We start from the raw sequence: 15566 nt of genomic DNA, 5'->3' as shown, positions 1-15566 counted from the left end.
CAACACGGCCATTTAAGGCAGCAAGGCCCTCGGCACGCGATCGAAACCGTAGCTCCGCGGCTGGTTGCGCCGGACGAAGCCGCCGACCTGCCAGGCGAACAGCGCGGCAAAGCCGATGATGAACAGCGCGCCGGCAAATTCGCCGATCGCGAGCGCGCGGATCAGGAGCCCAGTCATCGCCACTGCAAGCACCGCAAGAAAAGCCAGCATCGCCAAATAAGTCCTGCGGCCAAGGCCCGCGGTCAACTCGGCGCGGCTGCCGGCCTGCGCCATGCGCGCGTGCAGCGCGACGATGAAATCGCGAAAACCATTGTCCTGCGGTGCCATCAGCGCCGCCGTCTGCCAGCTCGTCGACAGAATCCTGATGCGGCCGCCATTGGAGTGGCTGACATCGGCGCGAAAGCGGTGCTGCTGCATCGACACCGGGCGGAACGACAGCCGGATTGCACTGATCTCGTCATAACGCCAAAGCGAGCTGCGGCCGGCGATGTGCCAGGACAGCCCCTCCTCCGTCAGCTCGAATCGATGCGCCGAGCCGATCAGCGACGCCTTGTAGGCGTAGCTCGCACCCGCAGCCGCTTCAGCTCCCGAATCCCGCATCTTCACATTCGATCCAATCCGGGCGATCCAGTCTGCGATCCGCTTGCGTGAGCGCCCTGCCCCATCCTACAAGCGGGACATGGCTGAGACGATTTTTTTTCCGCGCCGCCTGATTCTCGGCGCGGCCGTGATCTCCGGCGTGCTGCTCGCGCTCGCCGTGCACATGCTGGGCGCCCGCTACGGGCTCGACCTCGGCGGCCTCTGGCACTCGGACACCCACGTGTTCATACCGGCGGGCGCGGCGATCGCCTGGTGGTTGATCGCCTCCGTCGGCTTCTCCGGCGGCTATTTCACGGCGACCCTGATGCAGAGCGCCGTCTCGGGCCAGATTCCGCGACGGATGCGGCAGTTCCTGATCGCGGTCGGCGTGCTGCTGCTTGCGGGCGCGGGCCAGGTGGCCTCGGCGCCTAGCCCGGTGCCGACGGTCTCGGGCGTGCTGGCCGGAATTGCCGCGCTGGGCCTCGGTGCCGTGATGGCGTTCTGCGGCGCGCATTTCGCACTGCGCCGCGGCTAACCTCAGGCGGTCGCGCGCAACGGCGGTCGGTCCAGCATGATCGCGACATCGGCAGCGGGCCGCGGCTTGCTGAACAGATAGCCCTGCGCCTGGGTGCAGCCTTCGCGCCGGAGCAGCTCGAGCTGCGCATCGTTCTCGACCCCCTCTGCCGTGGTGACGATGCCGAGGCTCCGGCCCAGCCCGGTCACGGCGCGGATGATCGCCATGGAATCCTCGCGCGTCGCGAGTTCCGACACGAACGAGCGGTCGATCTTGATCTTGTCGAAGGGGAAGCTGCGTAGATAACTCAGCGATGAATAGCCGGTGCCGAAATCGTCGAGCGAGATGCGTACGCCCATGGCGCGGAGGTCGTGCAGCGTGGCCAGCGTCGCCTCGCTGTTCTGGAGCAGCACGGATTCGGTGATCTCGAGCTCGAGGCGGCGAGCGTCGAGTCCGGAAGCGACCAGCGCCTCGGTCACGGATGCGATCAGGTTCGGATTCTTGAACTGCACCGGCGACAGGTTGACCGCAACGTCGACATCGTCGGGCCAGGTGGCCGCGTCGGTGCAGGCGGAGCGCAGCACGAACTCGCCGAGCTGGATGATCAGTCCGGTCTCCTCCGCGAGCGGAATGAAGTTCATCGGCGCGATCAGGCCGCGCTGCGGATGGTTCCAGCGCAGCAGCGCCTCGAACGCGACGACACGACCGCTGACGACGTCGCGGATCGGCTGATAGTACGCCTCGAACTCGTCGCGCTGCAGGGCGGCGCGCAGGTCCATCTCCAGCAGGCGCCGCGCCTGCGCGCGCGCATCCATGCCGGTCTCGAAGAACCGATAGGTGCCGCGGCCGTCCGCCTTGGCGCGATACAGTGCGAGGTCGGCATTCTTCAACAGCTCGTCCGGATTGCTGCCGTCCTGCGGCGACAGCGAGATGCCGATCGAGACGCCGATGATGATCTGATGGTCGTCGATCTCGTAAGGCGCCGAGATCACCTCGACAAGGCGGCCGGCAAGGGATCGTGCCGCGGTTTCCTCGGAACGTCCGATCTGGACCACGGCGAACTCGTCGCCACCGAGCCGCGCCACGGTGTCGCTCTCACCGACGGTGGCCTTCAGCCTGCGCCCGACCTCCTTGAGCAGCGCATCGCCGATGGGATGGCCGAGCGAGTCGTTGATGTCCTTGAAGTGGTCGAGATCGAGACAAAGCACCGCGAGCTGGTCGTCCGATCTGGTCCGGCGCAGTCCCTGCACGAGCTGCTCGTGGAACAGCACGCGGTTCGGCAGGCTGGTCAGCGCGTCATGGCGGGCCATGTGCGAGATCTTGGCCTGGGCCTCCAGCCATTCGGTGATGTCCTCGAAGGTCGCGACCCAGCCGCCGCCCTGCATCGGCTGGTTGACGACCCGGATGGAGCGGCCGAACCTGGTCACGACGTCGGTCGTGGTCCGGCTCTCGCGCGCGTCGGCGACGAGGCGGGCAAAGAATTCGCCGGCATCGCCCTGCCACTGACCCTTTGCCTGCTCCTCCCGCAGCACGTCGACCAGCAGCCGGCCGGTGAGCAGGGTGTCGGTGCGGCCGAGCATCGCGGCATACCGCTCGTTGAACAGGATGATCTTGCCGTCCGCGTCGAACATGCACAGTCCCTGCGACATGTTCTCGAGCGCCGTGTCCAGCACGATCTGCTGGCGGCCCAGTTCGCCCTTGGCGCGGCGGTCGAGCAGCGCGGCCACCAGCGCAATCGCGATGATCGCGACCGCGGCGCTTGCGGTGAAGAAGGACAACGAGTCCGCCGGGATCGATAACCCGCTGATCGCGAGTGTCGGATCCGGCGTCAGCACGACCGCGCCCATCGCTGTGAAATGATGTACGACGATGGCGACCGTCAGCAGGGTGCTCGCGGTCAGCGCATGGAAGAGGTCGTCGCGCCGCGCAGCGACGAACAGCGCGAGCGCTGCAAAGACAATTCCGAACAGCACCGAGGCGGCAACCGTGCTCCCGATCCAATTGACGCGTGCCGGCATTTCCAGCGCCGCCATGCCGGTATAATGCATCGTCGCGACCGCGGTGCCGACGATGGCGCCGCCGAGCACGACCCACGGCGCGCGCACGGAGGATGCCGCGAGACTCAGCCCCACGAAGGTTAAGGAGATCGCGAAGATCAGCGAAAGGATCGTCACCGGGATGTTGTAGGCGCCGGCGCCGCCCGGCCCGTAGGCGAGCATCGCGATGAAATGCGTCGCCCAGATGCCGCAGCCGCTGACGGCGGCATCCAGGGCGATCCAGACCAGGCGCCCGGGGCCCTGCGTCGCGCGCGCCCGGTGAAACAGGCTGATCGCCGCCGCGCTTGCGAGCAGGCACACCGCGCCGCCAAGCGCGACGAGCCGCCAGTCGTGTTCTTCGGCGAGACAGTAGAGAACTTGATACATTGCGGGCCCCTATCGACCCGCACTTGAACCGACAGAAATGGACAGTCGGTAACCGGCTACGCGACTGTTTCGGGGATGGTGAACGGAAGCTGTGTTCATTCGCTCGGATTGTTCATCCGCGCGCCGGCGCGCCGAGGCCGATCACAGCGGCGGCGAGCATCAGCACGGCCGCGGACACGACCAGCGACAGGTGCAGGCCCGTCATGAACGCCCCCTCCGAGGCCACCAGCGACCCGAACAGCGCGACGCCAAGGACGCTCCCGGTTTGCCGCGTCGCGTTCAGGACGCCGGCCGCGATGCCGGAGCGCGCCTTATCGACGCTGCCCAGCAAGGTCGAGGTCAGCGGCGGCACCAGCAGCCCAAGTCCGCTGCTGATCGCGATCATCTGCGCAAAGATCGCCCAATAGCTCGTGCCGGCTTCGATCCAGAGCAGACCGATGCAACCGAGCGCCGATACGCAGGCACCGACGACGATGGTCGGGCACGCCCCGATACGCTCGGCGAGGCGCGGCGCCAGCAGATTGACCGGCAACACCACTCCCATCATCGGCACGAAGGCGAGACCGGTCCACCACGCCGACAGCCCGTTGATCCTCTGGAAATACAGGCTGAGCACGAAGATCAGGCCGTAGATCGCGATGTTGACGAGCAGGCCGACGAGCGAGGTCAGCGCGAACAGCCGCTGGCCGAACAGCGACAGCGGCAACATCGGCTGCGCCGTGCGGCTCTCGCGCCAGACGAAGAGCACGGCGAGAATTGCGGCTGCGACAAAGGCCGCGATCACGGCTGGATGTTCCCAGCCAAGCGCGCCGCCTTCGATGATCGCTCCGGCGAGCGCTCCCAGCGCGCCGATCGCGGCAAGCTGGCCGGGCAGATCGATCTCGCGCGAACGCGCTCGCGTGGTTTCGCTGGCGTAACGCCAGCTCAGCCAGAGGCCAACGAGCCCGACCGGCAGATTGACCAGGAAGATCGCGCGCCAGCCGACCAGCATGATCAGCGCGCCGCCGACGAACGGGCCGGCAGTGAGCGCGAGGCTCGCACCGGCGGCCCAGATCGCAACGGCGCGGCCGCGCTCGCGGTCGTCCGGATAGGCATGATTGAGCAGCGCAAGAGAATTCGGCACCAGTATCGCGGCCGCCAGCCCCTGGACCAGCCGCGCTGCGATCAGCACGGTCGCATCGGGCGACAACGCACAGGCGAGCGAGGCCGCGGTGAAGATGGCGAAACCCGCCATGAAGACGCGCTTGGCGCCGATGCGGTCGCCGAGCGCGCCAGCGGTCAGGATGAACGCGGCAAACGCAATGGTATAGGCGCTGACAACCCATTGCAGCTCGGCGACGCCGCCTCCGAGCGTCCTGCCCATCGCGTCGAGCGCGGTGTTGACGATGGTGACATCAAGCTGCACCACGCCATAACCAAGGCTCATCGCGGCAAGGGTGAGGGATGTCGCAAGACGGAAGCCGGCATTCGGCGCGCCGGCTCCGAAGGTTTCATATTTGACGGTGCTTACTCGCATGCTGCCATCTCGATTGCAGCCCCATGCGAACGATACGCTTCCCGCGCCCCATCATGTTACGATAACGACCGAATGATGGATGCGTAATGCGCAAGCGTCGCGCGGATGACCGCGCGACGCTCTATCCCGATCCTGGCGACGCCCGGCCCTAGCTGGCCGCGCGCAGGTTCACCTTGCTCTCGGCGAGCGTGGTCAGCTTCTTGTCGGTCGCCTTCTCTTCTTCCAACGTCTTGGCGAGCACGCTGGCGCAGTCGTTGCGGCCGAGCTGCTTGGCCCAGGCGATCAGGCTGCCGTAGCGGACGATCTCGTAGTGCTCCGCCGCCTGTGCCGCGTTGATCAGCGCGGCGTCGAGCACCGCCTTGTCGGCGACTTCGCCCGCGGTCTCGTCGGCTTCCTCGATGATGCCGTCGATCGCGGGGCAATCGACCGCCTTCACCTGCGCACCGTGCATCTTGAACACTTCCTCGAGGCGCTTGACGTGCTCTCTGGTTTCTTCGAGGTGCGTCAAAAAGCCCTGCTTCAGCTGCGGATCGGTCGCCTTATCCGCCATTTTCGGCAGAGCCTTGGTGAGCTGCTGCTCGGCGTAATAGATGTCCTGGAGCTGATGCACGAACAGGTCGTTCATGGTTTTGATGTCTTTTGTGAACAATCCCATCGGTCCGATCCTCTCGGTTGTGGGAACACGGAGGCACCGGCTTGCTGGAGAAGCCGGTTATTCCGCCATGTTCGATTGCTGATGGGGACTAACCAGCGCACGGCATCGTCGTTCCAAAAAAGCCCGCATCCCTTGCGCTGGAACAATGCCGGCCGTGCAGGATCTGAAATCATGTCACGGACGGACGCGACCGGTCCCACGACTCATATGCTTAACGCGCGTCCGATGTGAACCGCGTATGACAAAGTGGCTGGTCCAAGCTGGTCCAAAGCAGAACCTATCCTTGTCAAGGGCTGCACAAGTCAGTGTTTTTGCCTTAAATGAGCTACATCATGCCTAGCGATCAAAGCCCACATAGGGCACTGATCGCATCCGACCGGCCAATGTCTGGCCTGGTCGGTCTTGCCCCCCGCCGGGAGGATGAATGCACGGACTGCTGACCGCGCTGAAGCGCGGCTTCAAGAGATGGATCGGCTGGCGGCGACTCGGCGTTGCGGCGAGCGTCTTCATTATTGCGTTCGCGATCACCACGCTGGTACGGACGCTCAAGGGCATCGACACCGGGGTCATCCTGACCGCGTTGACCGAGATCCCCCGCGCCAATATCGGGCTGGCGGCGATCTGCGTATGCTTCGCGTTCTGTACGCTGACCTTCTATGACTTTTTTGCACTGCGAACGATCGGCAAGAAGCACGTGCCCTATCGCATCGCCGCGCTCTCCAGTTTCACGTCCTATTCGATCGGCCACAATATCGGCGCCACCGTCTTCACCGGCGGCGCGATCCGCTTCCGGATCTATTCGGATTACGGGCTGAATGCGATCGACGTCGCAAAAATCTGCTTCCTGTCGGGCCTGACCTTCTGGCTCGGTAACATCTTCGTGCTCTCGATCGGCATGGCCATTCATCCGGATGCCGCCTCCTACATGGATCAGCTGCCGTCGTCGATCAACCGGCTGATTGCGCTCGGCGGCCTCGCCTCGATCGGCGCCTATCTGGTCTGGCTGTGCATGGGCGAGAAGCGCCGCGAGCTAGGCCAGAAGGGCTGGAAAGTGGTGCTGCCGTCAGCGCCTCTGACGCTGGTGCAGATCCTGATCGGCGTCGTCGATCTCGGATTCTGCGCGCTGGCGATGTACCTTCTGGTGCCGGCCACTCCGCAGATCGATTTCCTGTCGCTCTCCGTGGTGTTCATTTTGGCGACATTGCTCGGCTTCGCCAGCCACGCCCCGGGCTCGCTCGGCGTGTTCGACGCCGCCATGCTGGTGGCGCTGCCCGAATTCGGTCGCGAGCAGCTTCTGGCCACGCTCCTCGTCTTCCGCATCCTCTATTTCGTGATCCCGTTCGGTCTTGCCATCTCCATCATGGGCGCACGGGAGCTCTGGATGAATGTGGTGGAGCCCTGGCAGGAGCGCCGAAGGCTGGCGGAGGCCTGCGCGCAGGCCAACCTACCCAAGCAGGTGGCAGCGATGGAGCGCGAGCGGTCGCTGCGGCAGGCCAGCAAACGCTGAGCATGATCCGGAAAGGTGCGAAGCGGTTTTCCGAAAAGATCATGCTCCAACGGTAGTCCGCTAGACGGCGGCCGGCAAAAGCGTCAGACCAATGTTGCAGGCGGAGGGCAGCTCTCTTATTTCCGCCTCAACTTTGCCGTTGAAAACGCAGGCCATGATCCCTGTATTCCTACGCCGTTTCCTCGCCGGTGCCCTGCTGCTCGCCGGGCTCCTCACCGCCTTGCCGCCGGAGCGGGCGGCCGCGCAGGACGCGGGCGCCATGCAGATCAGCTGGGAGGTCCGCAACCGCTTCCGGCTGTTCCGCGAAGAGCGCGACTTCCTGCTCCATGTCGAGAACGCGCGTAACCGCAGCATCCTCGCCGCCGAGCAATCGCTGGAGCTCCAGAGCGAGGGCCGCGGCTGGGCCCGCAACATGGTCAACCGGCTCTGCATCGACCTCCAGGGCCGGGTCAACCAGCCCTGCACCCGCGACAACACGAAGGAAAACTACCTCACGCCCATCGACCATCCCGTTACCGTGCGCCTCGCCGGCGCGGTGCCGGTCGGCGCCACCTGCGCCTGGTCGTTCGACGACGGCGACGGGCCGCAACAATCCACCTTCGACTGCGCCGAGCCGGTCAATCTGCGGGTCCGCTACGGCAAGCAGACGGTCGCGAGCGTCGACGTCTCCTCCGGCTCCGATCCCACCCAGCGCGTCCAGACCGAGATCCAGGTCCGGGACATCTTCGTCGCTGGTCTCGGAGACAGCATCGCCTCGGGCGAAGGCAATCCGGACCGGCCGCTGGCGCTGTCGGACGAAGGTTTTTGCTTCCGCTCCTATCTCGGCACCGCCGGTGCGCAGTATTACCGGCCGAGCCGCGCCGGCTTCAAGGGCGGCCGCGCCTGCGAAGCGCCGGATACGCTTGCCAACTGGCAGCGCTACAGCGCGCTCTGGTTCAACTCGCCCTGCCACCGATCGCTCTACAGCTATCAGGCGCGCACCGCGCTGGCGCTCGCGGTACGCTACACCCACGTCGCGGTGACCTTTCTGCCGCTCGCCTGCACCGGCGCCAGCATCAGCGACGGGCTGCTCGGCTCGCAGCGCGCCCGCGAATGCCCGCCCGGCAAGACCGGCGTCTGCAACATCAGCGTGAACGCGCAGGTCGCCGAGCTGCGCGAGGCGCTGACCGCCGCCAGGAAACGCCAGCCCGAGCGCACGCTCGACCTCGTGCTGCTCTCGGTCGGCGCCAACGACGTCTATTTCTCCGGCCTCGTCGCCGACGTGATCGTCGAGACCGCAACCGAGCGCGCGATCTTCCGGCGCTCCGGCGTGATGGCGAGCGTCGATGATTCCCGCGATGCGCTGGCGCGCGAGCTGCCGCAGAATTTCGTCAAGCTGCGCGAGGCGCTGAAGCCGCTGGTCGGCGGCGACCTCTCGCATGTGGTCTACGTCTCCTACGCCAACCCGGCGCTCGCCGACGGCGGCGTGCCCTGCCGCGGCGGCCGCGCCGGCTTCGACATCCATCCCTCCTTTAACGCCGATCCGCAACGCCTCGCCCGCGTCTCGAGCTTCGTGGACACCGAATTCCTGCCGCAACTGAAGGGGCTCGCCACCTGCACCCGCGGCGCGCTGTGCCGCGATCCCGAGGCCGACCGCATGACCTTCGTGGATTCGCATCAGGCGGCGTTCGCCGATCACGGCTTCTGCGCGCATTCGGGCAACGATCCCGAATTCGACCGCACCTGCTTTGCCGAGAACGGCCAGAGCTTCAATCCCGACATCGTGAGCGCGGCGAGCCAGCCGATGCTGTGCGGCCGCGGCGCCTCCGAATTCCGCGCCTATTTGCCGCGCGCGCGCTGGATCCGCGACGCCAATGACAGCTATTTCGCTGCGATGACCTATCCGCAAGGCCTGCCGGCGGCGAGCCAGCCGACCGACATTCATGACGCGACCTGGGGCGTGCTCTCCGCCGTCTATGGCGGCGCCGTGCATCCGAGCGCCGAAGGCCACGCCGCGATGGCGGACGCGGCACTGCCGGCCGCAAGCGCCGTGCTGGGGCTCGATGCGGCGCCCCCGGGCGTGACACGCGGGTTGCTCGCGCCACTGCTGCCGGGCGCGCGCTAATAGCGACGAGAGCGAGTTCTCTCCACACGGTCATCGCGAGCGCAGCGACCGCCTGTAGACACCCTACTTCCGCACCGATTTGCCGAAGTCAAACGCGAACGAATTTCCTTTCGCGAGATAGGCGCCTTGCCCAACTCCGCTGTTGCCTGCGACATAGCGTGGAGTGCCTTGATCGCCAGCCTGCTCAGGAGGCTCCAGAGACAGGGAGACGTTACAATTGAATTTCGTCGGCTCGTCGTTCTCGGTGCGACAGAGTGCGCCGTTTATTATCTTCCACCGATTGATGAAGATCATTCCAGCAATCTCAGCCGAGGGATGCAAGAGGTCAATGCCTTCCGGCGGCTTGGGAATGGAGATCACAATAATCCGTCCGTCGGGAGTATAGTACTCGCCTCTACGGCCGTCTGATTTCCTGTCCGGGCCGAGCCGCACCATGGTGTTTCCGATGATTTTCGTGGTTGCTTCGGCATCACTCAGCCCGATCAACCGCTGTGTCCTGCCGGAATCCTGCGGGGGCAGAGACAATGCAAGAGGGTCCGGTCGCACAAGATCGGGTTTCGGAACGGGATCGAAATTCGGAAAGATTGTTCCGTTCCCTTTGACAAGCTCGAACTTTCCTTTGATCAGATCAGGATCAGTTGGGCCGGTCGCCGTCCTGCCAGTTTCCGGCAAGGTGACAACACCGAACACCTCCCCCTCTGCAACCTTCGCCGGATCGGAGCGCCGGGCAAAAGTGAGCTCGAGTTCGTGCTCTTGACACTCCTCGTATTGATAGCTCTCGCAGAGCCGACCTTGCCTGAGCGCCACGAAGAGTAACTCGCACCCCCCAGCCTCGCTGTGGAGTCTGATATCCCGCGCAGCGAGGCCGGACGGATCCCACCCGCTGCAACGATATTCGAACTGCTGCGTCATGAAGTATCGAAACGCGGGGATCAGCTTGCTATTACCAACCGACCGCAACGTGTTGCCAACGAGAAGGTTGAAGGCTTCGGCGCCGCGAAGCGTCACCGACTTGTTCGCATCTGATGCGGCCGCACCGAGGCCGCCCGGCGCCAACATGATTGCGCTCAACAGGGTGGCAAGGAAAACCCGATGTAATGATCGTGCCCTCGCAGGAGATTTCAAGTGAGCGAGGATTTGCGTCAACATTCTTCCTCCGGCGGCCATACTGGACGCTAGCCAAACTCCAGCGGCCATACTGGAGGCTAGCCAAAATCGACCCACAAGTACAGATTGCACCCCATTGCTTTGCTTCTCTCGGCGGAGCTGCGCTCGCAATGACGGGGTGGGGCTCACCTCTCTGCACTTTCTCACAATCGTTCAACCTGCCGTTCCATCAATCCAAAAGCGGCATCGATCGATACTGCCTTGAACTTGGACACTTTGCCGCGCGCACCTCTAGGAGTCGCAGGGGGAAACGTTTCGAGTTCTAAGGAGGCGCGTCATGAGCGCAGTGATGTCCGCAGCGGACGCGAGAAGGTCTCGCGTTAGGCTGTTCATCGTGACCATGTTGTTCCTGGTCACGACCGTCAATTATGCTGACCGCGCCACGCTGTCGATCGCGGGCCCCGCGCTCTCCAAGGAGCTGCATCTCGATCCCGTCGCGATGGGCTACATCTTCTCGGCGTTCGGATGGTCCTATGTGATCGCGCAGGTGCCGGGCGGCTGGCTGCTCGACCGCTACGGCTCCCGCCTTGTCTATGCCTTCAGCATCATCGTATGGTCGCTGTTCACGACGCTTCAGGGCTGGGTCGGATTCTTCAGCGCCGGCATCGCGATCACCGTGCTATTCGGCCTGCGCTTCCTGGTCGGTATCGCCGAAGCGCCGTCTTTCCCCGCCAACGCCCGCATCGTTGCGGCCTGGTTTCCCAGCAACGAGCGCGGCACCGCGTCCGCCTTCTTCAATTCCGGGCAGTATTTCGCGACCGTGATCTTCGCGCCGCTGATGGGCTGGATCGCGCATGATTACGGCTGGCGCTACGTGTTCTTCGTGATGGGCGCACTCGGAATCATCATGGGCCTGGTCTGGATCAAGACGATCTATGGCCCGAAGGAGCATCCCAGCATCAACGAGGCCGAATTCGACTACATCAAGGCCGGAGGTGCGCTGGTCGACCTCGACGCGCCCAAAGAGGATCTGAAGCAAGAGCGCGCGCCCGAGGCCGGCTCCGGGTGGGACCATATCCGCCAGCTGCTTTCCAACCGCATGATGCTCGGCGTCTATCTCGGCCAGTACTGCATCAACACTCTGACCTATTTCTTCCTGACCTGGTTCCCGGTCTACCTCGTCAAGGAGCGCGGCCTGTCGATCCTGCAAGCCGGATTCGTCGCGACGTTGCCGGCGCTGTGCGGCTTCATCGGCGGCGTGCTTGGCGGCGTCATCTCCGACGCGATCCTGCGCAAGACGGGCTCGCTGACCATGGCGCGCAAGATCCCGATCGTCGGCGGCATGCTGCTGTCGATGTCGATCATCGCCTGCAACTACGTCGACGGTCAGGCGCTAGTGGTCGGCTTCATGGCGCTCGCCTTCTTCGGCAAGGGCATCGGCGCGCTCGGCTGGGCTGTCGTCTCAGACACCTCGCCGAAGGAAGCCGGCGGCGTCTCGGGCGGCCTGTTCAACACCTTCGGCAATCTCTCCTCGATCAGCACCCCGATCGTGATCGGCTACATCCTGGCCGCGACCGGCTCGTTCAACGGGGCGCTGATATTCGTCGGCGCCAATGCGCTGGTGGCCGCATTCGCCTATCTCGTGGTCGTCGGCAAGATCGAGCGCGTGGTGCTCAAACGTTCCTCCTGAGGGCTCCCGTGGGAGCTTGACCAGGCAACTTAACGGCGGCTTCACGGCCGCCGTCTTTGTTTTGGGAGTAATCGATGCTAGAAGCGCCGGGGAAACGCCTTATCCATCTAAGGCATGTATCGATGTTCGACCTCAATCAGCTCCGCTGTTTCGTCACGGTGGCGGAGGAATTGCATTTCGGCCGCGCCGCCGCGCGGCTGAACATGACCCAGCCGCCGCTGTCCCGGCAGATCCAGGTGCTCGAGCACATCATCGATGCGCCGCTGCTGGAGCGTACCAGCCGCTCGGTGCGCCTGACGCCTGCCGGGCGCAGCTTCCTGCCTGAGGCGCGACGCATCTTGAAACTCGCGGAAAGCGCCTCGCAGGTCGCCCGCCGTATTGCGCTCGGCAAGTCCGGCTCGCTGAAGATCGGCTTCACCGCGGCCGCCGCCTACGGCTTCCTCCCCGAGCTCGTCGCCGCCTGCCGCGCCAAGCTGCCCGAGGTGGATTTCTCACTGAAGGAGATGGTGTCGGGCGACCAGTTCGAGGCGCTGACCTCGGGCCAAATCGATGCCGGCCTGCTCAGGCCGCCGATCGCGCGCCCCGAAATCGCCAGCCGCCGTGTCGTCGCCGAGCCCCTGCTCGCCGCGATCCCGAAAAAGCATCCGCTGGCGAATGCCGAGAGCGTCACGATCAAGGATTTCGACAACCAGCCCTTCGTGATGTATTCGCCCTATGAGAGCCGCTACTTTCACGACGTGCTGGTGGCGCTGTTCACCCGCGCCGACATCCTGCCGCGCTATGTCCAGCACCTGAGCCAGATCCACTCGATCCTCGCCATGGTGCGCGCCGGCCTTGGCCTTGCCATCGTGCCGGCAGCGGCGGCGAGCCTGAAGATCGCGGACGTCCGCCTGCGGCCGCTGAAGCTGCGCACCCGCGTCCCGGTCGAGTTGTTCATGGTCTGGCGCCGCGACGACGAGAACCCGCTGCTGTCGGCGCTCGTCAAAATCGCGAGCGAATTGTCCTCGGCGGAGGTGATGGAAGATTGATGCTGAATTCGCATCGGTCGATATAGGCTTTGGCTTGGACCCGCATCGAACGGTCTCCTAAACCACGGCGCATGGACGCGCAGCCTTTGCGTCCTCCACAACACGAGACCAGGGAGCAGCGCCCATGAGCAAGATGACCCCGCAGGAAATGGCCCAGAAGATCGGATCCGGCCTCCTGTCTTTCCCCGTCACCCCGTTCAAGGCGGATTACTCCTTCGACGAGGCGACCTACCGCGCCAACATGGACTGGCTATGCGGCTATGACGTCGCAGGCCTGTTCGCCGCCGGCGGCACCGGCGAGTTCTTCTCGCTGACGGCGGCCGAGGTTCCGCAGGTCGTCAAGATCGCCGTGGACGAGACCAAGGGCCGCGTTCCCGTCCTCGCCGGCACCGGCTACGGCACCGCCACCGCGCGCGAGATCGCGATGGGCGCTGAGAAGGCCGGCGCCGACGGCTTGTTGCTGCTGCCGCCCTATCTCACCCATGCCGAGCAGGACGGCCTCGCTGCCCACGTGGAAGCGATCTGCGCCTCCGTGAAGATCGGCGTCATCGTTTACAACCGCGACAACGCCATCCTCCAGCCCGATACGCTCGCCCGCCTCGCCGAACGCTGCCCGAACCTCGTCGGCTACAAGGACGGCATCGGCGACATCGAGCTGATGACCCGCGTCTACACCAAGCTCGGCGACCGCCTGACCTATATCGGCGGCTTGCCTACCGCGGAGACCTTCGCGCTGCCCTATCTCGACATGGGCGTGACGACCTACTCTTCGGCGGTGTTCAACTTCGTTCCGGAATTCGCCACCAACTTCTACGCCGCCGTGCGCAAGCGCGACCACGCGACGATCCATGCCGGCCTGAAGGACTTCATCCTGCCGCTGATCGCGATCCGCAACCGCAAGAAGGGCTATGCGGTCTCGATCATCAAGGCCGGCATGAAGGTGATCGGCCGCGATTCCGGTCCGGTCCGCCCGCCGCTGACCGACCTCACCGAGCAGGAGATCGCGGAGGTCACGGCGCTGGTGAAAAACCTGCCCGCCATCCGATCGTCACAACAGGCTGCAGAATAACAAACGACACAGGGAGGAGCCTGCGATGGCCAAGACCGAGATCACTGGCGCACCGGTCGTCACCGCGATGCAGGTGATCCCGGTCGCAGGTCGTGACAGCATGCTCCTCAATCTGAGCGGCGCGCATGCGCCGTTCTTCACCCGCAACATCGTCATTCTCACCGACAATGCCGGTCACACCGGTGTCGGCGAGGTGCCGGGCGGGCAGAAGATCTGGCAGACGCTGCAGGACGCCCGTGATCTCGTGATCGGCAAGACCGTCGGCGCGATGAACAACATCCTCGCCGATATCAGGACCGCCTTCGCCGATCGCGACGCCGGCGGCCGCGGCAAGCAGACGTTCGATCTCCGCGTCATGATCCATGCCGTCACGGCCGTGGAGTCGGCCCTGCTCGATCTGCTCGGCCAGCATCTCAACCTGCCGGTCGCAGCCCTGCTCGGCGAAGGCCAGCAGCGCAACAGCGTCGAGACCCTCGGCTATCTCTTCTTCGTCGGCGACCGGCGCAAATCCAAGCTCGACTATATCGGCGGCGAGACCGGCAAGCCCGAATGGTTCAACCTCCGCCATCAGCAGGCGATGACGCCGGAAACCGTGGTGCGGCTCGCGGAAGCCACCCACGACCATTACGGCTTCGCTGATTTCAAGCTCAAGGGCGGCGTGCTGCGCGGCGAGCAGGAGATCGAGGCCGTCACAGCAATCGCAAAACGCTTCCCCAATGCCCGCGTGACGCTGGACCCGAACGGCGCCTGGTCGCTCGACGAGGCTGTCAGCCTCTGCAAGGACATGCACGGCATCCTCGCCTATGCCGAGGACCCCTGCGGCGCCGAAGGCGGCTTCTCCGGCCGCGAGATCATGGCCGAGTTCCGCCGTGCCACGGGCCTGCCGACCGCAACCAACATGATCGCGACCGACTGGCGGCAATTGTCCCATGCGCTGCGCCTCGGCGCGGTGGACATTCCGCCGGCCGATCCCCATTTCTGGACCATGCAAGGTTCGGTGCGCGTGGCTCAGACCTGCCGCGACAACGGCCTGACCTGGGGTTCGCACTCCAACAACCATTTCGACATCTCGCTCGCCATGTTCACCCATGTCGGCGCCGCCGCCCCCGGCAAGGTCACCGCGATCGACACGCACTGGATCTGGCAGGACGGCCAGGCGCTGACGAAGGAGCCGCTCCAGATCAAGGGCGGCAAGATCGCTGTGCCTGATAGGCCGGGCCTGGGTATCGAAATCGACAGGGCCGCCATCGACGCCGCGCATGACCTCTACAAGCAGCATGGACTCGGCGCCCGCGATGACGCTATTGCCATGCAGGACCTGATCCCCGGCTGGACCTTCGACGACAAGCGTCCCTGCCTGGTTCGTTAAAAACT

General features: G+C 64.8%; 12 protein-coding genes. 7 read left to right on the top strand and 5 right to left on the bottom strand.

Annotated elements, in window-relative coordinates; all coding sequences use genetic code 11:
* Positions 1 to 12: 12 nt before the first annotated feature.
* Positions 13 to 600: a hypothetical protein gene (locus tag ABIC03_RS11350; protein WP_354059615.1), complete on the bottom strand. Its 588-nt coding sequence runs from the start codon at positions 598 to 600 to the stop codon at positions 13 to 15.
* Positions 601 to 679: 79 nt separating this feature from the next.
* On the opposite strand from ABIC03_RS11350, the gene ABIC03_RS11345 reads away from it, so the two are divergent.
* A complete protein-coding gene (locus tag ABIC03_RS11345; RefSeq protein WP_275169975.1) occupies positions 680 to 1114 on the top strand; it encodes a hypothetical protein in 435 nt (144 codons plus the stop codon).
* 2 nt (positions 1115 to 1116) lie between these two features.
* On the opposite strand, the gene ABIC03_RS11340 is transcribed toward ABIC03_RS11345, so the two are convergent.
* From ABIC03_RS11340 to ABIC03_RS11330, 3 genes are all read right to left on the bottom strand, one after another.
* Positions 1117 to 3516 carry a bifunctional diguanylate cyclase/phosphodiesterase gene (locus tag ABIC03_RS11340; protein ID WP_354058080.1) on the bottom strand — a complete coding sequence of 800 codons (2400 nt, stop codon included), beginning with the start codon at positions 3514 to 3516 and terminating at the stop codon, positions 1117 to 1119.
* 112 nt (positions 3517 to 3628) lie between these two features.
* On the bottom strand, positions 3629 to 5032 hold the full coding sequence (locus tag ABIC03_RS11335; protein ID WP_354058078.1) for an MFS transporter: 1404 nt from the start codon (positions 5030 to 5032) through the stop codon (positions 3629 to 3631).
* Positions 5033 to 5180: 148 nt separating this feature from the next.
* Positions 5181 to 5687, bottom strand: a complete 507-nt coding sequence (locus ABIC03_RS11330) for a YciE/YciF ferroxidase family protein (protein ID WP_027566868.1) — start codon at positions 5685 to 5687, stop codon at positions 5181 to 5183.
* Between the two features lie 424 nt (positions 5688 to 6111).
* On the opposite strand from ABIC03_RS11330, the gene ABIC03_RS11325 reads away from it, so the two are divergent.
* Both ABIC03_RS11325 and ABIC03_RS11320 read left to right on the top strand, forming a co-directional pair.
* On the top strand, positions 6112 to 7194 hold the full coding sequence (locus ABIC03_RS11325; protein WP_275169972.1) for a lysylphosphatidylglycerol synthase transmembrane domain-containing protein: 1083 nt from the start codon (positions 6112 to 6114) through the stop codon (positions 7192 to 7194).
* Positions 7195 to 7348: 154 nt separating this feature from the next.
* Entirely contained in the window at positions 7349 to 9298 is a 1950-nt protein-coding gene (locus ABIC03_RS11320; protein WP_354058076.1) for an SGNH/GDSL hydrolase family protein, read from the top strand.
* Between the two features lie 63 nt (positions 9299 to 9361).
* Here ABIC03_RS11320 and ABIC03_RS11315 read toward each other — a convergent pair whose 3' ends face one another.
* Positions 9362 to 10447, bottom strand: a complete 1086-nt coding sequence (locus ABIC03_RS11315; RefSeq protein WP_354058074.1) for a hypothetical protein — start codon at positions 10445 to 10447, stop codon at positions 9362 to 9364.
* A 295-nt stretch (positions 10448 to 10742) separates the two neighbouring features.
* On the opposite strand from ABIC03_RS11315, the gene ABIC03_RS11310 reads away from it, so the two are divergent.
* From ABIC03_RS11310 to gudD, 4 genes are all read left to right on the top strand, one after another.
* Positions 10743 to 12095: an MFS transporter gene (locus tag ABIC03_RS11310; protein ID WP_354058072.1), complete on the top strand. Its 1353-nt coding sequence runs from the start codon at positions 10743 to 10745 to the stop codon at positions 12093 to 12095.
* A 122-nt stretch (positions 12096 to 12217) separates the two neighbouring features.
* A complete protein-coding gene (locus ABIC03_RS11305; RefSeq protein WP_007602059.1) occupies positions 12218 to 13123 on the top strand; it encodes a LysR family transcriptional regulator in 906 nt (301 codons plus the stop codon).
* A 124-nt stretch (positions 13124 to 13247) separates the two neighbouring features.
* Positions 13248 to 14192, top strand: coding sequence for a 5-dehydro-4-deoxyglucarate dehydratase (gene kdgD, locus ABIC03_RS11300; protein ID WP_354058069.1), 945 nt, complete (start codon positions 13248 to 13250; stop codon positions 14190 to 14192).
* A 25-nt stretch (positions 14193 to 14217) separates the two neighbouring features.
* Positions 14218 to 15561, top strand: coding sequence for a glucarate dehydratase (gene gudD / locus ABIC03_RS11295; protein ID WP_354058067.1), 1344 nt, complete (start codon positions 14218 to 14220; stop codon positions 15559 to 15561).
* Positions 15562 to 15566: the final 5 nt, after the last annotated feature.

This window comes from Bradyrhizobium sp. RT6a (assembly GCF_040547675.1).
Classification (GTDB): Bacteria; Pseudomonadota; Alphaproteobacteria; order Rhizobiales; family Xanthobacteraceae; genus Bradyrhizobium.
The sequence above is the reverse complement of the archived record's forward strand: the minus strand, read 5'-3'. Positions and strand labels throughout refer to the sequence as shown.